We start from the raw sequence: 22,589 nt of genomic DNA, 5'->3' as shown, positions 1-22,589 counted from the left end.
GATCTCCGCCGCCGCCATCCGCGCCGACGAGGAAGCCGCCCGGGCCGCGGCCCCGGCCGCCGCGCGGACGCAGGCCCTCGCCGCCCCGGCGCCCTCGCGCGCGGCCTCACCTGCCGGAGCATCGCCGGCGGAGCAGCCGCCCCCCCGGCCCCCCGACACCCTCGTCGGGCCCACGGTGGACGTGCGCGAGGACGAGACCGGTGGCATTGGCGGGCTGTTCGCCGGCGCCGAACCGGTCGCCTCCGGCCCGGCCGACCGCGAGCCGCGAGGGCCCGCGCCGGCCGCCGTCCCCCCGGTCGCCTCGGCCACGTCGCCGCCGGTCCGGCCCGCCGGGGTCCCGCTGGTGGGGCCGCGCCGGCGTCCGCGCTCCACCCGGCGCACGGCGCTGCTCGTCGCGGCCGCCCTCGTGCTCGTCGTCCTCCTGGGGGTCGGCGTCACGGCGCTGCTCGACGGTGACGACCGGACGGCCACGCCCGAGGCCGCGACCGAGACCGCGGGGCAGACCGCGGCTCCCGCCGCGGTCGATCCCGGTCCGCAGCCGGGCGACCGCGAGATGGTCGACGGCCGCACGTTCGTCGTCCAGCGGGTGCAGGTCGACCCCACCTGCGTCGGCAACTCCTACGGCGCGGTGGCCGACTTCTTCACCGCCACCGACTGTGCGGGCCTGGCCCGGGCGCTGTACTCGACCGACGTCGACGGCCGGCCCGTCGTCGTCTCGGTGTCGGTGGTGGACATGGGCGACGCCGCCGGTGCCCGGGCGCTGCGCGCGCTCGCCGACCGCAACGGCAGCGGCAACGTCAGCGACCTGCTGCGTGAGGGTGTCCGCTACCCCGGCAGCCCCGACCGGCTGTCGGCTGCGCAGTACGCCAGCGCGGTCTCCGGCAGCACCGTGACGATCGTCGAGACCGCCTGGGCCGGGCCCGGGGCGGGCGGAGGCGCCGCCGACCTCGACGTCGTCGCCTCGACCGCCCTGGTCCTGCCCATGCCGGAGCCGACGCCCGCCGGCTGACCGGCGCTCCCGGCGATGATCAGCTCAGATCACGATTCCCGGTCCTGGCTCACGACCAGTAGCGAGCCAGGAGCCTGAACGATCAGCTGACCTGATCATCGGGCGGGGGCGGTCAGGTGGTCGCGGCGGCCTCGGCCATGGCGGCCAGCAAGGCGGCCGTCCGCCGGCGGGGCAGCCGACCGGCGCTGTGCGGCGTGGAGTTGACCAGCCCGAACACCGCGTGCGCGCGGGCGCGGTTGGTCGCGGCGTCCGACGCGGGGTGCACCCGGCCCAGGACGTCGACCCACACCTCGACGTACCGGCGCTGCAGCCGGCGCACCTGGGCGGCGTCGTCGTCGGCCAGCGAGCCGAGGTCGCGGTCGTGCACGGTGATCAGCGCGGGATTGCCCAACGCGAAGTCGACCTGGAAGGCGATCAGCGTGCGCAGCTGGGCCAGCGGGTCGTCCCCGGCGGCGGCCACGCGCGAGGCGCCGCCGTCCAGCAGCCGCTCGCTGATCCGCAGCAGCATCTCGGCGAGCATCGCGTCCTTGCTGGCGAAGTGCCGGTAGATCGCCGGCCCGGTCACACCGACGGCCGCCCCGACGTCGTCCACGCCCACCGCCCGCGACCCGCGCTCGGCGAACAGTTGCGCGGCCGCCCGCAGGATCTGCTCCCGGCGTGACGGGCGGGCCGCGTCCGCGTGCAGCGCGGTGTTGACGTCCGTCACGGTCGGGATGTTAACGCGCGTTGACCCAGCGCGTGAACCCTCGTTAACATCACGCCCGTGGACGCCCCCGTGCTGGCCCGCAGGCCACCTGCCGACGCCGGAGCCGCGGCGCGCAACGCCGAGGCGCACGCCGCGCTCGCCGCCGACCTGGCCGGACAGCTGCGTCGGGTGGCCGACGGCGGCGGCGAGCGGGCACGGGAGCGGCACGTCTCCCGCGGCAAGCTGCTGCCGCGCGAGCGGGTCGACGCGCTGCTCGACCCGGGCAGCCCGTTCCTCGAGCTCTCCCCGCTGGCCGCCCACGGCATGTACGGCGGCGATGCGCCGGCCGCCGGGATCATCACCGGCATCGGCCGGATCGCCGGGCGAGAGTGCGTCGTCGTCGCCAACGACGCCACCGTCAAGGGCGGCACCTACTACCCGATGACGGTGAAGAAGCACCTCCGGGCGCAGGAGGTAGCGCTCCAGAACCGGCTGCCCTGCATCTACCTGGTCGACTCCGGCGGTGCGTTCCTGCCGATGCAGGACGACGTCTTCCCCGACCGCGAGCACTTCGGCCGGATCTTCTACAACCAGGCCAACCTGTCCAAGGCCGGCATCGCCCAGATCGCGGCCGTCCTGGGCTCCTGCACGGCAGGGGGCGCGTACGTGCCGGCGATGAGTGACGAGGCGGTGATCGTCCGCGAGCAGGGCACGATCTTCCTCGGCGGGCCGCCGTTGGTGAAGGCGGCGACCGGCGAGGTCGTCTCCGCCGAGGAGCTCGGCGGGGGAGACCTGCACAGCCGGGTCAGCGGGGTCACCGACCACCTGGCCGAGGACGACGCGCACGCCCTGCAGCTGGTCCGCCAGATCGTCGGCACGCTCGGCCCGCGAAACCCCCGCCCGTGGGACGTCGGACCGGTGGAGGAGCCGCTGCACCCGCCGGAGTCGCTCTACGAGGTGGTGCCGCCCGATCCCCGCACCCCCTACGACGTCCGCGAGGTGATCGCCCGGCTGGTCGACGGCAGCCGGTTCGCCGAGTTCAAGCCGCTCTACGGGCAGACCCTGGTCACCGGCTTCGCCCGGCTGCACGGTCATCCGGTCGGGATCGTCGCCAACAACGGCGTCCTGTTCGGCGAGTCGGCGCTCAAGGGCGCGCACTTCATCGAGCTGTGCGACCGGCGCAGCATCCCGCTGCTGTTCCTGCAGAACATCTCCGGCTTCATGGTCGGCCGTGACTACGAGGCCGGGGGCATCGCCAAGCACGGCGCCAAGATGGTCACCGCCGTCGCCTGCGCCCGGGTGCCCAAGCTGACCGTGGTCATCGGCGGGTCGTTCGGCGCCGGCAACTACTCGATGTGCGGCCGGGCGTACTCGCCCCGCTTCCTCTTCACCTGGCCCAACTCCCGCATCTCCGTCATGGGCGGGGAGCAGGCGGCCTCGGTGCTGGCCCAGGTGCGCCGCGACGGCCTGGAGGCCCGCGGCGAGGAGTGGCCGGCAGAGGAGGAAGAGGCGTTCAAGAAGCCGATCCGCGACCAGTACGAGTCCCAGGGTCATCCCTACTACGCCACCGCCCGGCTGTGGGACGACGGCGTCATCGACCCCGCCCAGACCCGCACCGTGCTGGGTCTGGCCCTGGCCGCCTGCGCCAACGCACCGCTGGGTGAGCTCGGCTACGGCGTCTTCCGGATGTGATCGGCGTGATTCGCGGTACCGGGAGTCCCCTTCATGGGTCCGGCGGTGCTCTGGCGGTGAGTGCAGGGGCACTCAGCGCCCGAGCATCCTCGAGGGAACAGTGAGGCGAGGCATGTTCGACACCATCCTGGTCGCCAACCGCGGCGAGATCGCCGTCCGGGTCGTCCGCACGCTGCGTGCGATGGGCATCCGCTCGGTCGCCGTCTACAGCGACGCCGACGTCGGGGCTCGGCACGTGCGCCAGGCCGACGTCGCCGTCCCCATCGGGCCCGCACCCGCGGCGCAGAGCTACCTGTCGATCGATCGGGTGCTCGACGCCGCTGTCCGCACCGGGGCGCAGGCGGTGCACCCCGGCTACGGCTTCCTCTCGGAGAACGTGGAGTTCGCCCGGGCCGCCGAGAAGGCCGGCGTCGTCTTCATCGGCCCGCCGGTCGCGGCGATCGAGGCGATGGGCGACAAGATCCGCGCCAAGCAGACGGTGATGGCCGCCGGCGTCCCCGTCGTCCCCGGCCGCACCGAGCCGGGCATGTCGGACGACGAGGTCGCGGCCGCCGCGGTCGAGGCCGGCTTCCCGGTGCTGCTCAAGCCGAGTGCCGGCGGGGGCGGCAAGGGCATGCGCGTGGTGCGGTCGCAGGCCGAGCTGGCCGACCAGATCGCCGCCGCCCGCCGCGAGGCCCGCGGCTCGTTCGGCGACGACACCCTGCTGGTCGAGCGCTACATCGGCTCTGCCCGGCACATCGAGGTTCAGGTGTTCGGCGACGCGCACGGCAGAGTCGTCCACCTCGGCGAGCGGGAGTGCAGCCTGCAGCGCCGGCACCAGAAGGTGATCGAGGAGGCGCCGTCCCCGCTGCTCGACGAGGCGCAGCGCGCGGCCATGGGCGCCGCCGCGGTCGAGGCGGCGCGCGCGGTCGGCTACACCGGGGCCGGCACGGTGGAGTTCATCGTCGACGCGGAACGGCCGAGCGACTTCTTCTTCCTCGAGATGAACACCCGGCTGCAGGTCGAGCACCCGGTCACCGAGATGGTCACCGGCCTGGATCTGGTCGAGCTGCAGGTCCGCGTCGCCGCGGGGGAGCCGCTGCCGCTGACCCAGGGTGACGTCCGGCTGACCGGGCACGCGATCGAGGCGCGGCTCTACGCCGAGGACCCGACCCGCGGCTTCCTCCCGCAGACCGGCACCGTGCTCGGCCTGCGGGAGCCGACCGGCGCGGGAATCCGTCTCGACTCTTCGCTGGCCGTGGGTTCGGTGGTCGGCACCGACTACGACCCGATGCTGGCCAAGGTGGTCGCCCACGGCCCGGACCGGGAGACCGCGCGCGCCCGGCTGGTCGGCGCGCTGGGGCACACCGCCGTCCTCGGGGTGCCGACCAACACCGCGTTCCTGCGCGCGCTGCTCACCGATCCCGACGTGGTCGCCGGGCGGCTGGACACCGGCCTGATCGAGCGGCGCGGCGAGGCGCTCACCGCGGCCGAGCCGGTGCCGTCGTCGGTGTACGCGGCGGCGGCGCTGTACGAGCTGCTGGAAGCCGAACCGGCCGGCCCGGTGGTCGACCGCTGGGACGTCCCCGACGGCTGGCGGCTCGGCGAGCCGGCCTGGACCGTGCGCCGGCTGCAGGCCGCCGGTGGGGACCCGGTGACGGTGCGGGTGCGGGGCGAGTCGTCGGCGGCCGAGCTGCGTGTGGGGGACGGCGAGCCGGTGCGGGGGAGCGCCACCCGGGACGGGGACGAGTTCGTGGTGACCCTGGACGGCGTCACCGCCCGCTACACCGTCGTCTACACGGGTGGGCAGGTGTGGCTGGCCACCGACGGGCGGGTGACCGCGCTGCGCGAGCACGAGCGGCTGCACGCGGCGGCCGAGGGCGCGGCCGGCGACGGCGCCGTCACCGCACCCATGCCCGGAACGGTGACGGTGGTGCAGGCCGCGGTCGGCGACCGGGTCGAGGCAGGCGCCCCGCTGCTGGTCGTCGAGGCGATGAAGATGGAGCACGTGCTGACCGCACCCCTCGCCGGGACGGTCACCGAGCTCGGCGTGACGGCCGGCCAACAGGTCCGGCTGGACGAGCAGGTGGCCGTGGTGACCCCATCGGCCGCCGACGAGGGAGAGTGACCTGAGGTGCTGGACTACCGGCTCGACGAGGAGACCGAAGCCCTGCGCAAGGTGGTGCGCGAGTTCGCGGAGGACGTCGTCGCACCGCAGATCGGGGCGTTCTACGAAGGCGACGAGTTCCCGACCGCGATCGTGCGGCAGATGGGCGAGCTCGGCCTGTTCGGCCTGCCGTTTCCCGAGGAGTACGGCGGGTCGGGCGGCACCTACTTCACGCTGTGCGTGGCGCTGGAGGAGCTGGCGCGGGTCGACTCGTCGGTCGCGATCACCCTCGAGGCCGGCGTCTCGCTGGGCGCGATGCCGATCTACCGGTTCGGCACCGAGGAGCAGAAGCAGCAGTGGCTGCCCCGGCTGTGCGCGGGGGAGGCGCTGGCCGCGTTCGGCCTGACCGAGCCCGGTGGCGGCTCGGACGCCGGCGCCACCCGCACCACCGCGCGCCTGGAGGACGGGCACTGGGTGGTCAACGGCTCGAAGGCGTTCATCACGAACTCCGGCACGGACCTGACCGAGCTGGTCACCGTCACCGCGGTCACCGGCACCCGGTCCGACGGCGGCAAGGAGATCTCGGCGATCGCCATCCCGTCGGGGACGCCGGGGTTCAGCGTCGGCCAGCGGTACTCGAAGGTCGGCTGGAACGCCTCGGACACCCGCGAGCTGTCGTTCAGCGACTGCCGAGTGCCGGAGGAGAACCTGGTGGGAGAGCGCGGCCGCGGCTACGCGCAGTTCCTCTCCATCCTCGACGAGGGCCGGATCGCGATCTCGGCGCTGGCCGTGGGACTGGCGCAGGGTTGCGTGGACGAGTCGGTGAAGTACGCCGCGCAGCGGGAGGCGTTCGGCCAGCCGATCGGCCGCAACCAGGCGATCCAGTTCATGATCGCCGACATGGAGGTGCGCGCCTCCACCGCACGGCTGGCCTACTACCGGGCCGCCGAGAAGATGCTGCGGGGTGAGCCGTTCAAGCGCGAGGCCGCGATCGCCAAGCTGTACAGCTCGGAGATGGCGATGGAGAACGCCCGCTACGCCACCCAGGTGCACGGGGGCTACGGCTTCATGAACGAGTTCCCGGTGGGCCGCTTCTACCGGGATGCGAAGATCCTGGAGATCGGCGAGGGCACCAGCGAGGTGCAGCGGATGCTCATCGCCCGCGACCTCGGCGTCGGCTGACTGGTACAGTTTTTCGTACCACCTGCCGATGGGGGTTTTATGTCCGTCACCGCGAGTGAGGCGCGTCAGCGACTGTTCCCGCTGATCGAGGAGGTCAACGCCGACCAGGTCGCCGTGGAGATCGTCTCAAAGAAGGGGACGGCGTTCCTCGTCTCGGCCGACGAATACCGCTCACTCAAAGAGACGGTCTACCTCCTGCAATCGCCCGAGAACGCTCGCCGACTCCGTGAAAGCCTCGCCGAGGTGGCTGACCGACGTGCGCAGGTGCGCGACCTGATCGAGTGAGGATCGCCTTCACCACGCGTGGCTGGGAGGACTACACCAGTTGGGTCGGCGACCGGAAGACACTGCACAGGATCAACCGGCTGATCACGGAGGCCGCGCGCAACCCCGGAGTCGGAACCGGCAAACCGGAGCGACTCAGCGGTGATCTGTCCGGTTGCTGGTCCCGCCGGATCGACCAGGAGCACCGCCTCGTCTACACCGTCGACGGTGACCAGCTCGTCGTCCTGCAGGCGCGCTACCACTACTGACGCGGCCATCCGATCCGCCATGATCCGCTGCGTGCAGGTCTCCGCCTTGGCGGCGATGGACTAACCCGCTGCCGTGCCGAACCTGTTCTCGGAAAGGTGGTGTAGAGGAGGAGGGAGCAGAAGCGTTGACTTGCAAGGGGGAAGTCGGGAGGATCGCCTTCATGACCGCTCACCGGTGGTTCCGGCCACGCCAGCCTGTCCCTCCGTCCGTCTCGACCTGGGAAGAGCTCCATGACAGCTCCATGACTCTCCAGATGGCACCGTCTCGGTTGACGGTCCATGTGGCGAGTCGGAACGGCTGGTACCGCTGCACGTCTGTCGAGGAGGCCCGTTCCCCAGCACGTTGATCTCTGCTCGGCAGAGGTGAGCCGCTGTTCTCGGACGGTGGTGTGTGCTCCCCGCGATAGCGGGGGTTGCGGAACCCCGGGTGGTCACTGCGAGACTGCGGTCAGTGACGACGGGGGGAGTCACGTGGTGGACGACCAGGTCCCAATCGCGCTGAGTGCGGCCGCCGCCTCCGTCTGGGCGAAGACCTACTACGACCGGGACGATCCCCGCGACGTGCCCGAATGGATGCCGCTGTGGCGTCACCTCGACGACACCGCCGCGGTTGCCGGTCGATTGTGGGATGCGTGGCTGCCCGTCTCGGTCCGCCGGGTCGTCGCGGCCGCTGTCGACGGCGATGAAGCCCGTGCCCGAAGACTCGTCGTGTGGCTGGCCGGAATCCACGACGTCGGCAAGGCGACACCGGTCTTCGCGTTCCAGTGCCCGCCACTCGCCGACGCGATGACCCGCGCAGGACTGCCGGTCAAGGGCCCGTACGCGAACCGTCGGGAGCTCCGGCACGAGCTGGCCGGGCACGCGTGCCTGGTCCGCTGGCTGGGCGCACGGCACGGCTGGGCGGACGTCGATGCCCACCGGCTCGCCGTCGTGGTCGGCGGTCACCACGGTGTCGCGCCGACGTTCCAGCAGGTCCGCGACGCGCCGTTCCGTACGGAGCTCATGGGCGAGGGGCGCTGGACCGAGGTGCAGGACGAGTACCTGGACCGTCAGGTGCGCTTCCTCGACGACGGCGACCTCTCTCGGATCATCATCCCGTCGCAGCCGGCGCAGGTGCTGATGACCGCGATCGTCATCCTGGCCGACTGGATCGCCAGCAACGCGGATCTCTTCTCCTACAGCACGGTGGAGCTGACACAGGTTCGGCTCGATCGGGCCTGGCAGGATCTCGACCTCCCGACCCCGTGGCACTCCGAACCCAGCAGCGTCGACGTGGATGATTTGGTCACCCAGCGGTTCGGCTTCTCCGGTCCCGCCCGCCCGGTCCAGGCCCGTGCGGTGGACACGGCTACGTCTCTGCACGACCCGGGCCTGATGGTGATCGAGGCGCCGATGGGGGAGGGCAAGACCGAGGCTGCCTTACTCGCCGCCGAAGTTCTCGCCCAGCGCACCGGAGCCGGCGGGTGCTTCATCGCCCTCCCGACCCAGGCGACGACGGATGCGATGTTCGGCCGCGTCCGCGACTGGATGGACAGGCTGCCCGGCAGCGCGCCGCACTCCATCTTCCTCGCCCACGGCAAGGCATCGCTCAACGACGAGTACCAGGGGCTGATGCGCGAGCGGCAGGTCACCGCCATCGCGGTCGACGACGAGGAGGACGCGCGACGCGGCCGGCGCAGCGAGGCCACCGGATTCGCCCCTCGACTGGCGCTGGCGACCGTCGTGCATGAATGGCTCCAGGGCCGCAAGAAGGGCGTGCTCGCCTCCTTCGTCGTCGGCACCGTCGACCAGGCGCTGTTCTCGGCACTGAAGAGCCGTCACCTGATGCTCCGTCACCTGGCGCTGGCGTCGAAAGTCGTGGTCATCGACGAGGTGCACGCCTACGACACGTATATGTCCTCCTATCTCGACCGGGCCCTGCACTGGCTGGGGGCGTACGGGATCCCGGTCGTGCTGCTCTCGGCGACGCTGCCTGCCCGACGGCGCCAGGAGATGGTCGCCGCCTACCGCGGCGGAAGGGCGGCGCTGGCCGGGTGGAAGGCGCCCGGGCTCCAGGCTCCCGACGACAGTGGGTACCCGCTCATCACCGCGACGTCCGGGTTCGACGAGGTGATCCACCTGCCCACACCCGCTTCGGGACGGCGCAGCGCGGTACGGCTGCAGCGCCTGGACGACGGCCTGGGGGCGCTGGCGACGCTGTTGGACGAGGCGCTCGCCGACGGCGGGTGTGCGCTCGTCGTCCGGAACACCGTCACCCGGGTCCAGGAGACCGGTCGCTTCCTGGCCGAGCGGTTCGGCGCAGACCAGGTCACCGTCACGCACGCCCGCTTCCTCGCCGTCGACCGTGCAGCGAACGACGCCGAGTTGCTCCGCCGGTTCGGACGAGACGGCGAGCGCCCGCACAGGCACATCGTCGTCGCGTCCCAGGTCGTCGAGCAGTCGCTGGACGTCGACTTCGACCTGCTGGTCACCGACCTCTCCCCGGTCGACCTGGTGCTGCAGCGGATGGGCCGGCTACATCGGCACGACCGCGGGGACGGCCGACCGACTGGCGTGAGCCGGCCACGCTGTGTGCTCACCGGCGTCGACTGGAGCACGACCCCACCGGAGCCGGTCCGCGGTTCCCGGCTGGTCTACGAGGAGGAGGCGCTGCTGCGCTCCCTCGCCGTCCTCCGGCCGCACCTGGACGACGACGTCCCGGTGGTGCTGCCCGACGACATCGCCCCGCTCGTCCAGGTGGCCTACGGCGACGGCGCCGTCGGGCCGGCCGACTGGCAGGACGCACTGGTCGAGGCGCACGCCACCGCGGCCCGGCACGCCGACGAGGCGCGGCAGCGGGCGGCGACCTTCCGCCTGGGAACCGTCGACCGCGCAGCCGGCCCGGTGCTCAACTGGGTGCAGGCCGGCGTCGGCGACGTGGACGACGGGCCGGGCGGCGAGGCCCAGGTCCGCGATGGCGCGATGAGCCTGGAAGTGCTGGTCGTCGTCCGGGACGCCGACGGCCTGCTCGTGCCGCCCTGGGTCACTCGGGAGCGGGTGTTGCTGGACACCAACCTGGAGATCCGCGGCAAGCAGGCGCGGCTGGTCGCCTCGTGCGCGCTCCGCTTGCCCCCGCAGCTGTCCGCGCCCGGCGTCATCGACGCGACCATCGCCGACCTGGAGGCGCAGTGCTGGGTCGCGGCCTGGCAGCGCTCCCCGCTGCTGGCCGGTCAGCTCGTGCTCGTCCTCGACACCGAAGGCCGGGCCCGAGTGGCTGGCCGCGACCTGCACTACACCCGCGAGCACGGCCTGGAGGTGCTGCGCACATGACCCAGCTGCCCCGATACGACCTCACCGCAGAGCCGTGGATTCCGGCGCTCGGGCTCGATGGTGCCGTGCACGAGCTCAGTCCGATCGACGTGTTCGCCCGGTCCGACGAGCTCGTCTCGATCGGCGGCGAGCTGCCTACCCAGGGCTTTGCGCTGACCCGCGTGCTGCTCGCGATCCTGCACCGGGCCGTGCGCGGCCCGGAGGACATCACCGACTGGGCCGAACTGTGGCGCGCTCCGGGACTGCCGGTCGACGACGTCGCGCGCTACCTGGCGCAGTGGCGGCGCCGCTTCGACCTGTTCTCGACCGAGGCGCCGTTCCTGCAGGTCGCGGGCCTGTCGACCGCCAAGGGCGAGTTCTCCGGGCTGGAGAAGCTGATCGCCGACGTGCCGAACGGGCATCCGTACTTCACCACCCGGGCCGGTCGAGCCCTTCAGTGCATCGGCTTCGCCGAGGCAGCCCGCTGGGTGGTGCACGCGCACGCCTTCGACCCATCGGGCATCAAGTCCGGAGCCGCCGGGGATCCGCGGGTCAAAGGTGGCAAGGGATACCCGATCGGCATCGCCTGGGCCGGCAACCTCGGCGGCGTGCTGATGCAGGGCACGACCCTCCGGGACACGTTGCTGCTCAACCTCCTTCCCTACGGGGAGCAGTCCCCGGTCCTGGGCTGGGGCGAATCCGACGACGACCTGCCGGTCTGGGAGCGCCCGCTACTGACCGCCGCGGTGGAGCGGGAAGGTGCGTCCCCGCGCGGGCCGGCCGACCTCTACACCTGGCCCAGCCGTCGGGTGCGCCTCGTGGGCAACGACGCGGGAGTGACCGGGGTCCTGGTCGCCAACGGTGATCCGCTGCCCGTGCAGGACGCGTTCTCCTTCGAGCCCATGAGCGCCTGGCGGAAGAGCGACGCCCAGGCGAAGAAGCTCGGCCGGCAGCTGGTGTACATGCCGCGTGAGCACCACGTCGACCGCGCATTCTGGCGCGGTCTCGCGGCCCTGCTACCCGCAGGGGCCGCCCAGCGAACCGGGGGCGCGGACACCCTGCCGCCCGCGATGAGCGAGTGGCTCGCTCTGATTCAGCTCCACGGTCATGTTCCGCACGACTACATGATCCAGACGCGAGCAGTCGGCATCGTCTACGGCAGCAACAACTCGGTGGTCGATGAGTTGATCGATGACGAGCTGTCGCTGACCGTCGCCGTCCTGCAGTCCGAACACCGCGCTCTCGGGCTGGCGGCCGTGGACGCGGTGAACGCCGCCGAGGCAGCCGTCCGGGCGCTCGGGTCGCTCGCCCGCAACCTGCAGGAGGCGGCGGGCGGCGACGGAGCCGGGGCCGCAGACCGCGCTCGAGAGCTGGGGTTCGCCGCGCTGGATGCGCCCTTCCGGCGGTGGGTCGCGGAGCTGGGACCTGACAGCGACCTGATCGAGGTCGAGGAGCGCTGGCACAGGCAGGTGCGGCGGATCGTTCGCGGGCTGGCCGATGAACTGCTGGAGGACAGCGGCCCTGCGGCGTGGCGTGGGCGCGAGGTCAACCAGCGCCATCTGGATTCCGCACGGGCCGACGTCTTCTTCTCTGCCGCCCTGGTCGAGGCGGTCCCCCGAGCCTTCGCCCCTGCCGAGCACCAGCCGATTCAACAGACGAAGGAGCCGGTGTGAGCACCGACGGAATGACGAGTGATGCGCCCGAAAGGCCGGCCGACGTCCGGCGGGTGCCTCTGCGCCGGTTGGGAGCGCTGGTCGACGGGCGCGTACGCGACCTGCAGGGTCGGTACCGGCGGAACCAGCCCACGGGGGTGTCCGACCTCGCTGCGCTCCGCCGGGCCAGTACGGCAGCCCCGGGTAGCGACCCACGGGTCTGGGAGATGACCGTGGCCGGTCTCGACGTTCCCGCGGGAACGTCGGACGAGCCGACCGACGACGAGCGTGCCGTGCACGCCGCGCTGACGCTGTACGCCATCCACCAGCAGTCGCAGACCGCCTCGATGCACCACGCCGGCTACGGCCTCGGTCGGTCGGTGCGGGCCCTCGTCCAGCCGGACAGGAGCAACGAGAAGGCGGTGCGGCGCCGGTTCGAGGCGCTGGGCACGGCGAGCACGTTCGTCGAGCTGATGGACCACGCGCGGGGTCTGGTGCGCCAGCTCCGTTCGGCCGCCGTCCCGCTCGACTACGGCCGGCTCGCCGACGACCTCGCCGCGCTCCAGGATCCAGCGACCGCTGCGGGCGTGCGGTTGCGCTGGGGTCGCGAGTACCACCGGGCCCGGCCGGCCGATGCCGCCGGAGCCACTTCTGCTGCACAGACCGAGCCCCCGACCGACCTGGAGGAGAACGCGTGACCCGCACCTACATCGACGTCCACGTGCTGCAGACCGTGCCGCCGAGCAACCTCAACAGGGACGACACCGGCAGTCCGAAGACCGCGTTCTTCGGCGGGGTCCGCCGCGCCCGGGTGTCCAGCCAGGCGTGGAAGCGGGCGGCCCGGAAGGCGTTCGCGGATCAGCTGGACCCCAGCAGTCTCGGCGTCCGCAGCCGGCGGGTTGTCGAAGTGATCGCGGACGAGATCCGACGCATCGACCCATCGGTCGACGAGGCGGCCGCGCTGACCATGGCCGAGGGCGTGCTGAAACAGGTCGGGGTCAAGCTCAAGCCGGCGCGCAAGAAGGAGGCCCCGCAGGAGTCGGGATTCCTGCTGTTCCTCTCCCGCCGGCAGATCGAGAACCTCGCGGCCGCAGCGGTGAGCGAGCGAGACGGCGGCAGCTACCCCGATGACGTCAAGAAGCTCGCCGACCGGGAGCACTCGGTCGACATCGCCCTGTTCGGCCGGATGGTGGCCGACCAGACCGACCTCAACGTCGACGCCGCCTGCCAGGTCGCGCACGCACTCAGCGTGCACGCCGTCGAGGACGAGTCGGACTACTTCACCGCGGTCGACGACCACAAGGCGGACGACGACGAGGAGGACGCCGGCGCCGGGATGATCGGCACCGTGGAGTTCAACTCCTCCACGCTCTACCGCTACGCCACCGTCGACCTGGCCGCGTTGAGCAAGAACCTGGGCGACCCGGCCGCCGTCCAGCGAGCGGTCGAGGTGTTCCTCGACTGCTTCGTCACCAGCATGCCGACCGGCAAGCAGAACACCTTCGCCAACCGGACATTGCCCGACGCGATTCTGGTCCAGGTGCGCGACGACCAGCCGGTGAGCTATGCCGGTGCCTTCGAAGAGGCGATCAAGGATCCCGACGGGCGGGTGAAGCAGGCGGTGAGCCGGCTGGCGTCCCACGCGGGCGAGCTGGCTACGGCGTACGGCCTGCAGCCGGTGGCGACCTTCGTCGCCGGCCCCGCGGCCGCTGGACTCGAAGAGCTCGGGGAGCGGCGGCCCTGGCCGGAGATCATCCCCGCCGTCGGCGAGCTGGTCGTCGCCCGGCTGGGAGCGGCCGTCGACGACCCTGCGGTGGCATGAGCGTCCTGCTGCTCACCCTCGCCGGGCCGCTGCAGTCGTGGGGATCGTCGTCGCGGTTCGTCCGGCGGGGCACGGAATCGGCGCCGACCAAGAGCGGAGTGCTGGGGCTGTTGGCGGCAGCACAGGGGCGCCGACGCACCGAGCGGCTGGAGGACCTGGCGGGTCTGCGCTTCGGCGTTCGGATCGATCAGCCCGGCCGGCTGGTGCGCGATTTCCAGACCGCGCGAAGCCTCGACGGGCGCCAGACGATGCCGCTGAGCTACCGCTTCTACCTGGCCGACGCGGTGTTCCTTGCCGCGGTCGAAGGGGAAAGGATGCTGCTCGACGTCCTCGCCGAGGCCCTGCGCCGTCCGGTCTACCCGCTGTACCTGGGCCGCCGCTCGTGCCCGCCAGCCGGGCCCCTGCTGCCGAAGGTGCTGGACGGAACCGTCGAGGAGGTGCTGTCCGCCGAACCGTGGGCGGCCAAGGCCTGGTACCGCCGCTCCGCGGCTGTCGCGTCCTTGCCTGAGGTGCACGTGGAGACGGTGATCGACTGCCCGCCCGGTACGGCGAAGGCGGTGACGGTCCGCGACCACCCGATCAGCTTCGATCCGGAGCGCCGTGAGTACGGCTGGCGGACGGTGCTGTACGACTCGGTGCTGGTGCACTCCCGCGGCGCGCGAGCGGTGGCTCGCGACGCCCACGACCCGATGGCGGCGTGGTGACCTACCTCAGCCGCGTCCGACTGAACCCGGCCCGGCGGTCCGGCCGACCGCTGTTGGGCTCGCCGCAGGTCATGCACGCCGCGGTCATGGCCGCGTTCCCGGGGCGGCTCGCCGACCGGACGTCGGAGCGCGTGCTGTGGCGGCTGGACCCCGCCGACGGGGAGGCCGTGCTGTACGTGGTCTCGCCCGAACAACCGGACTTCACCCATCTGATCGAGCAGGCCGGGTGGCCGACGCTCCCCACCTGGGAGAGCCGGGACTATGCGCCGCTGCTCGACCGGCTGGCCGTCGGCCAGCGGTGGGCCTTCCGGCTGACGGCGAACCCGACCCGGTCGAGGCCCCTCAAGGAGGGAGCGCCGTCGCAGAGGTTCGGGCACGTCACTGTGTCCCAGCAACAGGCCTGGTTGGTAGGTCGGGCGGAGCAGGCCGGCTTCGAGCTCCCACCGGTTCTCGGTCTCGACGCGCAGAAGCGTCCAGAGAACGGCCTCGTCGTCCGGAACCGATCGGTCGACCGGTTCCGGCGAGGAGAGGGGACGGTGACGCTGTCACGAGCGATGTTCGAAGGTCAGCTCGTCGTGGGGGACCCCGCCGTGCTTCGCGCCACGCTGACCGGCGGAATCGGGCCGGCCAAGGCCTACGGCTGCGGGCTGCTCACGCTGGCACCCACGGCGTCATGATGCGCAAGATCCCGGGGCCTCCGCCGTCCTCGCTGCCCGAGCTCGTCCGAGCAGAGGACCGGCTGTCCTTCGTCTACGTCGAACGCTGCGTCGTGCACCGGGATGCCAACGCAGTCACCGCCACCGACGAGCGGGGCACCGTACACATCCCCGCCTCGGGACTGGGTGCTCTCCTGCTCGGGCCGGGCACGCGCATCAGTCATCAGGCCATGGTGCTGATCGGGCAGAGCGGGGCGACGGCTGTGTGGGTGGGGGAGCGGGGCGTGCGCTGCTACGCGCACGGCCGTTCGCTGGCACGGTCGGCCCGGCTGCTGGAGGCACAGGCCGATCTCGTGACCAACAAGCGGTCGCGGCTGGCGGTCGCGCGGCAGATGTACGGCATGCGGTTCCCCGGCGAGGACGTCGAGGGGCTGACCATGCAGCAGTTGCGCGGCCGGGAGGGGGCGCGCGTCCGGCGGCTCTACCGTGAGCACTCCGCCCGCACCGGAGTGGAGTGGAAGCGCCGGGACTACGACGTCGACGACTTCGCCTCGGAGGACAGGGTCAACCAGGCGTTGTCAGCAGCGAACACGTCTCTCTACGGCGTCGTCCACGCGGTCATCGTGGCGCTTGGCTGCTCGCCGGGGCTCGGCTTCGTGCACACCGGCCACGAGTTGTCGTTCGTCTACGACATCGCCGACCTCTACAAGGCCGACATCAGCATCCCCGTGGCGTTCGACGTGGCTGCGAGTCCCACGGAGGACATCCCGGCGGATGCGCGCCGGGCGGTGCGGGACCGGTTGTTCGACGGCAAGCTCTTGGAACGGTGCGTGCGGGACGTCCGCCGGCTCCTCACGACGGACGGCGATTCGCCTGCCGATGCGGTGCCTGACGCCGACGTCGTGTACCTGTGGGACGAGTCGGACGATCCCGTGGCCGGCGGCTCTGGGTACGGGACGGACTTCTGATGGTCGTCCTCGTCTTGTCGGCCTGTCCCGCGGGGCTACGAGGACATCTGACGCGGTGGCTGCTCGAGATCTCGGCGGGGGTCTTCGTCGGCCACGTGTCCGCCCGGGTGCGTGACCTCATGTGGCTGAACGTCTGCGAGATGGCGTCGGGTGGCCGAGCGCTGATGGTCTTCAGCGTGCCGGGGGAGCAGCGGATGGACTTCCGCGTGCACAACCACCACTGGACGCCGACGGACTTCGATGGGCTCACGCTGATGATGAGGCCGGAGCACGCCGCGGCTCCCGCGGTGACGGAGGAGCCGCCTGCAGCGGGGTGGAGTGCTGCCAGCAAGCGCCGCAAGTACGGGCGTCGACCAGTCCGATAGCGTCCTCAGCGAGAAACCGAACGCAGAATCAGCACTTCGGGACCGAATGGGCAGGTCAGGAAGTGTGTGCTCCCCGCGTCCGCGGGGGTGAGCAAGGACGCCGGCACGCAGCAGATCGTGTTCAAGTGTGCTCCCCGCGTCCGCGGGGGTGAGGCCTCCCCGGCCAGCTGGAGGTTCTCCTTCCAGGTGTGCTCCCCGCGTCCGCGGGGGTGAGCTGGATCCGGTCCGGGGGCATCCTCGACCTGCTGTGTGCTCCCCGCGTCCGCGGGGGTGAGGCTGGCCGCGCTGTCGGCCGAGGCCGGCTTCGAGTGTGCTCCCCGCGTCCGCGGGGGTGAGCGCCTCGTGGAACGCCCGGTGCTCGGCGCGGACGTGTGCTCCCCGCGTCCGCGGGGGTGAGCGCGTCGCGTCCTCCTTGGACAGCGGGTGCGCCGTGTGCTCCCCGCGTCCGCGGGGGTGAGCCCCGCGAGCTGACGACGACCGCGCAAGAGCGCGCGTGCTCCCCGCGTCCGCGGGGGTGAGCCCCGCTGCAGGATGCGCAGCACCTGCGAGCGGGCGTGCTCCCCGCGTCCGCGGGGGTGAGCCCGGCTCGGGTTCGCCGCGTTTCCTCGAGGTGAGGTGCTCCCCGCGTCCGCGGGGGTGAGCCCGGGCTCACCGCGCCGAGTGCGTCCTTCGCGGCGTGCTCCCCGCGTCCGCGGGGGTGAGCCCTGCCCGGCCACGTGCTCCGGGGTCAACCGGGCGTGCTCCCCGCGTCCGCGGGGGTGAGCCCCAGCTGAAGAAGTGCCACAGCAGCCAGCCACTGTGCTCCCCGCGTCCGCGGGGGTGAGCCCCGGGCGTGATGGCGGCATCACAGCCTGCGACGGTGCTCCCCGCGTCCGCGGGGGTGAGCCCAAGGCCAACTTCGGCAAGCTCGCCTACCGGTTGTGCTCCCCGCGTCCGCGGGGGTGAGCCCGGGCGCTGCCGGCCGCGGGCTTCGTAGGCGTCGTGCTCCCCGCGTCCGCGGGGGTGAGCCCATGTCGTCGTCCTCCTGGTCGAGCATGGGTAGGTGCTCCCCGCGTCCGCGGGGGTGAGCCGGCGGCCGCGGCCGGCCAGAACAGCAGCCCGCTGTGCTCCCCGCGTCCGCGGGGGTGAGCCGGCCGCGCCTCATGCCGGGTGCCTGCGGTGACCGTGCTCCCCGCGTCCGCGGGGGTGAGCCCGACTGCGCGGAAAACATGCCGGCGTCCTCGACCGTGCTCCCCGCGTCCGCGGGGGTGAGCCCAAGTTCAGCCGCAGCGCCTCCGTCGGCAGCTCGTGCTCCCCGCGTCCGCGGGGGTGAGCCCTGCTGGTGCGGCGGGCTGCAGCTGGGCCAGTCGTGCTCCCCGCGTCCGCGGGGGTGAGCCCACCCCGACGGACCCGCCCGGGGGGACGTCGGCGTGCTCCCCGCGTCCGCGGGGGTGAGCCACGGAAGTCGGCGACCGGTGACGGGTGTCAGGTGGTGCTCCCCGCGTCCGCGGGGGTGAGCCGCGCTGACCGACGCCGCCACCTGGCTGCGGTCGGTGCTCCCCGCGTCCGCGGGGGTGAGCCCTGCCCCACCTGCGCACGGGCGCTGGCCGCCGAGTGCTCCCCGCGTCCGCGGGGGTGAGCCCTCGTGCATGCCCTGCGAGCCGCTCAGCTCCGCGTGCTCCCCGCGTCCGCGGGGGTGAGCCGTTTTTCCCGACAGGGGTTGACGTGACGCTGACGTGCTCCCCGCGTCCGCGGGGGTGAGCCCATCCACTTCGTCATGTCGCAGGACCCGGCCGTGTGCTCCCCGCGTCCGCGGGGGTGAGCCCAGCTCCGGGGGCACCGCCATCGTCGGGCACCAGTGCTCCCCGCGTCCGCGGGGGTGAGCCCAGGGACCGGGCAGACCACTTCGGTGGCGGCGGGTGCTCCCCGCGTCCGCGGGGGTGAGCCCCGCTGATCAGTGCGGAGGCTCTGGCGGAAAAAGTGCTCCCCGCGTCCGCGGGGGTGAGCCGGTGGGCGGCGCGTCGAAGGGGATGGCGTCAACGTGCTCCCCGCGTCCGCGGGGGTGAGCCCTGCCCGCTGTGCGTCCTCCGTGCGGAGGAGCAGTGCTCCCCGCGTCCGCGGGGGTGAGCCCGGTGCTGCCGGTGCCGTCCGCGTAGGAGGACGGTGCTCCCCGCGTCCGCGGGGGTGAGCCGCTGTTGCCGCGACCACCGGGGACGCCCTGCAGGTGCTCCCCGCGTCCGCGGGGGTGAGCTGCCGGAGTGCTGCTGTGACCCGCCGTCCGGACGGTGCTCCCCGCGTCCGCGGGGGTGAGCCGCGCGCCGACTGGCGTCGCGCGCAGTTGGACAAGTGCTCCCCGCGTCCGCGGGGGTGAGCCCACGGGTCGGCCGAGGCGGTCGTGATACAGCCGGTGCTCCCCGCGTCCGCGGGGGTGAGCCCACGGGTCGGCCGAGGCGGTCGTGATACAGCCGGTGCTCCCCGCGTCCGCGGGGGTGAGCCGGCCGGGCCGGTCTGCCCGAACCACAGGTGCTCGTGCTCCCCGCGTCCGCGGGGGTGAGCCGGCCTACACGCCGCGCACCTGGGACGGGCAGATGTGCTCCCCGCGTCCGCGGGGGTGAGCCGCAGCAGGACCGGACCGCCGGCGTGCCGACCCCGTGCTCCCCGCGTCCGCGGGCGTGAGCCGCGGTCCCACTGCGGGTTCGACAGGTTCGCCAGGTGCTCCCCGCGTCCGCGGGGGTGAGCCCAGGGACCGGGCAGACCACCTCGGTGGCGGCGGGTGCTCCCCGCGTCCGCGGGGGTGAGCCCCGCGACGCGGCCAACATCCGCTGGTCGGGCACGTGCTCCCCGCGTCCGCGGGGGTGAGCCCGCCCGGTACGTCGAGCTCGACCGCACGGACACGGTGCTCCCCGCGTCCGCGGGGGTGAGCCCCGGGCGTCGCCCTCGGCGAGCGTCTTCTCGAAGTGCTCCCCGCGTCCGCGGGGGTGAGCCGTCCGCGATGTCGCCGCGGGCGATGCCCAGCTGGTGCTCCCCGCGTCCGCGGGGGTGAGCCACCGGTGGTCACCGACCGGTAGGCCCGCAGGTCGGTGCTCCCCGCGTCCGCGGGGGTGAGCCGGCGCCCAGCGCTGTCCCGGCCAGGAACAGCGCGTGCTCCCCGCGTCCGCGGGGGTGAGCCCCTGGCCGGCGCCGGCCACGCCGTTGGGCTCGGGTGCTCCCCGCGTCCGCGGGGGTGAGCCGCCCTTGAAGTCCTGCGGTGCCACGGTCGTCGGGTGCTCCCCGCGTCCGCGGGGGTGAGCCGTCCGCGTGGTCGGCGTGGCCGCGGGCGACGGCGTGCTCCCCGCGTCCGCGGGGGTGAGCCCGCTCCGTGGCTGGCCGAACAGCTGCGGCTGGCGTGCTCCCCGCGTCCGCGGGGGTGAGCCTCCGCCACGGGCCGATCACGACCGCCGGCGCGCGTGCTCCCCGCGTCCGCGGGGGTGAGCCCACCGCCCCGCCGCCGAGGGCGGCTGCACCCGCGTGCTCCCCGCGTCCGCGGGGGTGAGCCCCAGCCGCGGATCATGTCGTCGGTCACCGCCAGGTGCTCCCCGCGTCCGCGGGGGTGAGCCCATGACCGCCGAAGCGGTCGGTGCGGTCGTCGGGTGCTCCCCGCGTCCGCGGGGGTGAGCCCGCCGGGTCGTCGACGGCGGTCAGGGCGTAAGTGTGCTCCCCGCGTCCGCGGGGGTGAGCCGCTGGCCCCGGCCAGCGGGTGGTCGAGGCGGGCGTGCTCCCCGCGTCCGCGGGGGTGAGCCCCCGCCGATGCTGCGGGCGGCGCTCCGGCTGGCGTGCTCCCCGCGTCCGCGGGGGTGAGCCCCAGTGGCGTCGCGAGGTAGTCGACCATCCGGTGTGCTCCCCGCGTCCGCGGGGGTGAGCCCCCCGGGGGGCGCGGCGCGTCGGGCGCACCGGCGTGGTCCCCGCGTCCGCGGGGGTGAGCCCGGATCGACTCTGCGCCAGCGGAGGAGGGTGCGGTGCTCCCCGCGTCCGCGGGGGTGAGCCCACCTGACCGACACCGCCGATCACCCCGCCCAGGTGCTCCCCGCGTCCGTGGGGTGAGCCGTCGCCGACCGTGCCGCCCCACAGGGAGGAGAGGTGCTCCCGCGTCCGCGGGGTTAAGCCCACCCCCGTGGGCTTTACCTTGGCGAGCTTCGCGCGTGCTCCTCGCGCCCGCGGGGAGCTGCCTACGGGCGGGGCGTCACGCTCCAGTCAGACCCCCTAGCGGCGGATGTCGTCCCATCGTCTGCGGGGATGCCCCTTGCAGGTTCGCCGTCGCAAAGCCGAGAAATTGCGCGAACTGCGCAGTCTTCTCAGCTCACCGCTTGATCTGCGCAGGTTGGTGCTGTCACGATTCCCGGGAGCTCCCGACGGCGGGAGCGCCCCGGACGGCGGGGAGACCGTGGAGGTTCCGCGTGGACGTGCAACTCCTTCTGGCACTGGTCCTGGGCATCGCGACGATCGTCGTGCTGGTCCTGTGGACCCGCCTCGACGCCTTCGTGGCACTGTTGATTGCCGCGCTGGTCACCGGCCTGCTCGCCGGGCTGCCGATCGGTGAGACGATCGCCTCGATCACGACCGGGTTCGGGAACACCCTGGGCTCGATCGGCATCGTGATCGGTCTGGGCGTGGCAATCGGCAAGATGCTCGAGGTCTCCGGCGCGGCCGAGCGGCTGGCGCGCGCGTTCGTCAAGGCGCTCGGCCGGGGCCGCGAGCACTGGGCCATGGCCGGCACCGGCGCGGTGGTCTCGATTCCGGTCTTCTGCGACTCCGGATACGTCATCATGAATCCGCTGGCGCGGTCCATCGCCCGCCGAATCAGGGGCCGCTACGTCGTGCTGGCTCTCGCCCTCGGCTGCGGGATGACGTTGACCCACCACCTCGTCCCGCCGACGCCGGGTCCGCTGGCCGTGGCCGGCATCCTCGGCGCCCAGATCGGCGCTCTTATCCTGGCCGGGCTGGTGTTCACGCTCCTGCTGATCCCGGTGGTGATCGGCTACGCGGCCTGGATGGGCCCCAAGCTGGAGAGCGAGGTCAACGAGCAGGTGCGGGAGGCCGTGTACGCCGGCGTCGCCGAGACGACCTCCGGGGCCACGGGCTCGGCCTCGGCAGCCAGGACCATCACCTCCAATCGGCAGGGCTCCGGCGACATCCCGCGGCCGATCGAGGAAGGTGAGCCCCCGGCCGACGAGCCGCTCGCCCACCAGCTGGGGGAGACCCCCGAAGGCGGGAAGCCGCACAAGGTCGGCTTGCTGGTGGCCTCGCTGCCATTGTTCGTCCCGCTGCTGCTCATCGTGCTCAACACGGTCACCACGGCCATCGACCGGAACGCCCTGGGCGCTCTGGACCCGGACCAGGAGTACACGCCAACCGGCTTCGCCGGTGTCATGGCCTTTATCGGGAACCCGGTCATCGCCCTGCTGGTGGGCATCATCCTCGCCGTCTACCTGCTGCTTCCGCGCTGGACGCCGCGCCGGCGGGTGCACCACTGGCTGGCCGAGGCCGCGGCGTCCGCCGGCCTGATCATCCTGATCACCGGAGCCGGCGGCGCCCTCGGCCAGGTATTGCGTGACTCCGGTGTCGGCGACGAGCTCGCCGAGGCCATCGCCCAGCTGGCGCTGCCCAGCGTGCTGGTGCCCTTCCTGGTCGCCTCCCTGGTCCGGCTGGCGCAGGGCTCGGGCACCGTGGCCATGATCACGGCTGCGTCGGTGTCCGCCCCCCTGGTCATCGAACTGGGTCTCTCGCCGCTGCTGGCCGCGCTGGCCTGCTGTGCGGGCTCGATGGTGTTCAGCTACTTCAACGACTCCTACTTCTGGGTCGTCACCCGGTTCACCGGACTGGACGGCACGGCGGCACTCCAGGGCTGGTCGGGGATCACCACGGCGGTCTGGGCCGCGTCCCTGCCCCTGCTGCTGATCGCCAGCCTGTTCCTCTGAGGCCGAGGGGATCC

General features: G+C 72.8%; 15 protein-coding genes, 1 pseudogene and 1 CRISPR repeat array. Of the genes and pseudogenes, 15 read left to right on the top strand and 1 reads right to left on the bottom strand.

All coding sequences use genetic code 11. From position 1 onward, the window contains the following. Positions 1–1,009, top strand: a pseudogene (locus tag E4P41_RS13160) (hypothetical protein); the annotation flags it as partial. 112 nt (positions 1,010–1,121) lie between these two features. Here the strand turns inward: E4P41_RS13160 and E4P41_RS13155 are convergent. Then, a complete protein-coding gene (locus E4P41_RS13155) occupies positions 1,122–1,715 on the bottom strand; it encodes a TetR/AcrR family transcriptional regulator (RefSeq protein ID WP_135141702.1) in 594 nt (197 codons plus the stop codon). A 57-nt stretch (positions 1,716–1,772) separates the two neighbouring features. Here E4P41_RS13155 and E4P41_RS13150 point away from each other — a divergent pair, with 57 nt between their 5' ends. The 14 genes from E4P41_RS13150 to E4P41_RS13085 all read left to right on the top strand — a co-directional run bounded on the left by E4P41_RS13150 (position 1,773) and on the right by E4P41_RS13085 (position 22,575). Then, a complete protein-coding gene (locus E4P41_RS13150) occupies positions 1,773–3,386 on the top strand; it encodes a carboxyl transferase domain-containing protein (protein ID WP_135141701.1) in 1,614 nt (537 codons plus the stop codon). A 112-nt stretch (positions 3,387–3,498) separates the two neighbouring features. After that, entirely contained in the window at positions 3,499–5,493 is a 1,995-nt protein-coding gene (locus E4P41_RS13145; protein WP_135141700.1) for a biotin carboxylase N-terminal domain-containing protein, read from the top strand. A gap of 6 nt (positions 5,494–5,499) precedes the next feature. Beyond that, positions 5,500–6,654: an acyl-CoA dehydrogenase family protein gene (locus tag E4P41_RS13140; protein ID WP_135141699.1), complete on the top strand. Its 1,155-nt coding sequence runs from the start codon at positions 5,500–5,502 to the stop codon at positions 6,652–6,654. A 39-nt stretch (positions 6,655–6,693) separates the two neighbouring features. Further along, positions 6,694–6,939: a type II toxin-antitoxin system prevent-host-death family antitoxin gene (locus E4P41_RS13135; protein WP_135141698.1), complete on the top strand. Its 246-nt coding sequence runs from the start codon at positions 6,694–6,696 to the stop codon at positions 6,937–6,939. After that, positions 6,936–7,187: a Txe/YoeB family addiction module toxin gene (locus E4P41_RS13130; RefSeq protein WP_135141697.1), complete on the top strand. Its 252-nt coding sequence runs from the start codon at positions 6,936–6,938 to the stop codon at positions 7,185–7,187. The genes E4P41_RS13135 and E4P41_RS13130 overlap by 4 nt, the downstream gene beginning before the upstream one ends. 474 nt (positions 7,188–7,661) lie before the next feature. Beyond that, positions 7,662–10,496, top strand: a complete 2,835-nt coding sequence (gene cas3 / locus E4P41_RS13125) for a CRISPR-associated helicase Cas3' (RefSeq protein ID WP_209307701.1) — start codon at positions 7,662–7,664, stop codon at positions 10,494–10,496. Continuing rightward, complete coding sequence (gene casA / locus E4P41_RS13120) at positions 10,493–12,148, top strand: type I-E CRISPR-associated protein Cse1/CasA (RefSeq protein WP_135141696.1); 1,656 nt, start codon at positions 10,493–10,495, stop codon at positions 12,146–12,148. Before cas3 ends, casA begins: the two co-directional genes overlap by 4 nt. 11 nt (positions 12,149–12,159) lie before the next feature. Then, positions 12,160–12,825 carry a type I-E CRISPR-associated protein Cse2/CasB gene (casB, locus tag E4P41_RS13115; protein ID WP_245177318.1) on the top strand — a complete coding sequence of 222 codons (666 nt, stop codon included), beginning with the start codon at positions 12,160–12,162 and terminating at the stop codon, positions 12,823–12,825. Then, a complete protein-coding gene (gene cas7e / locus E4P41_RS13110; RefSeq protein WP_135141694.1) occupies positions 12,822–13,949 on the top strand; it encodes a type I-E CRISPR-associated protein Cas7/Cse4/CasC in 1,128 nt (375 codons plus the stop codon). Before casB ends, cas7e begins: the two co-directional genes overlap by 4 nt. Continuing rightward, the gene (gene cas5e / locus E4P41_RS13105; RefSeq protein WP_135141693.1) at positions 13,946–14,653 is read left to right on the top strand and encodes a type I-E CRISPR-associated protein Cas5/CasD; all 708 of its coding nucleotides are present in this window, start codon (positions 13,946–13,948) and stop codon (positions 14,651–14,653) included. Before cas7e ends, cas5e begins: the two co-directional genes overlap by 4 nt. Beyond that, a complete protein-coding gene (gene cas6e, locus E4P41_RS13100; protein ID WP_209307700.1) occupies positions 14,650–15,330 on the top strand; it encodes a type I-E CRISPR-associated protein Cas6/Cse3/CasE in 681 nt (226 codons plus the stop codon). Before cas5e ends, cas6e begins: the two co-directional genes overlap by 4 nt. Further along, on the top strand, positions 15,327–16,277 hold the full coding sequence (cas1e, locus tag E4P41_RS13095; RefSeq protein ID WP_209307699.1) for a type I-E CRISPR-associated endonuclease Cas1e: 951 nt from the start codon (positions 15,327–15,329) through the stop codon (positions 16,275–16,277). Before cas6e ends, cas1e begins: the two co-directional genes overlap by 4 nt. After that, on the top strand, positions 16,277–16,642 hold the full coding sequence (cas2e, locus tag E4P41_RS13090; RefSeq protein WP_135141691.1) for a type I-E CRISPR-associated endoribonuclease Cas2e: 366 nt from the start codon (positions 16,277–16,279) through the stop codon (positions 16,640–16,642). The genes cas1e and cas2e overlap by 1 nt, the downstream gene beginning before the upstream one ends. 66 nt (positions 16,643–16,708) lie before the next feature. Then, positions 16,709–20,827: a CRISPR direct-repeat array (repeat unit 28 nt; unit sequence GTGCTCCCCGCGTCCGCGGGGGTGAGCC). Positions 20,828–21,054: 227 nt separating this feature from the next. After that, complete coding sequence (locus E4P41_RS13085; RefSeq protein WP_135141690.1) at positions 21,055–22,575, top strand: GntP family permease; 1,521 nt, start codon at positions 21,055–21,057, stop codon at positions 22,573–22,575. Positions 22,576–22,589 lie beyond the last annotated feature (14 nt).

Origin of the sequence: Geodermatophilus sp. DF01-2 (assembly GCF_004571065.1) — a bacterium.
In the GTDB taxonomy this organism is placed as follows: domain Bacteria; phylum Actinomycetota; class Actinomycetes; order Mycobacteriales; family Geodermatophilaceae; genus Geodermatophilus.
Note: the sequence above shows the minus strand (reverse complement) of the source record. Positions and strands in the feature narration are given on the sequence as shown.

Bases quoted from the DNA above. Each gene is read 5' to 3' on its own strand.
- E4P41_RS13145 (WP_135141700.1), top strand. From the start codon at position 3,499: ATGTTCGACACCATCCTGGTCGCCAACCGCGGCGAGATCGCCGTCCGG.
- E4P41_RS13135 (WP_135141698.1), top strand. From the start codon at position 6,694: ATGTCCGTCACCGCGAGTGAGGCGCGTCAGCGACTGTTCCCGCTGATC.
- casA (WP_135141696.1), top strand. From the start codon at position 10,493: ATGACCCAGCTGCCCCGATACGACCTCACCGCAGAGCCGTGGATTCCG.
- casB (WP_245177318.1), top strand. From the start codon at position 12,160: ATGACGAGTGATGCGCCCGAAAGGCCGGCCGACGTCCGGCGGGTGCCT.
- cas5e (WP_135141693.1), top strand. From the start codon at position 13,946: ATGAGCGTCCTGCTGCTCACCCTCGCCGGGCCGCTGCAGTCGTGGGGA.
- cas1e (WP_209307699.1), top strand. From the start codon at position 15,327: ATGATGCGCAAGATCCCGGGGCCTCCGCCGTCCTCGCTGCCCGAGCTC.
- cas2e (WP_135141691.1), top strand. From the start codon at position 16,277: ATGGTCGTCCTCGTCTTGTCGGCCTGTCCCGCGGGGCTACGAGGACAT.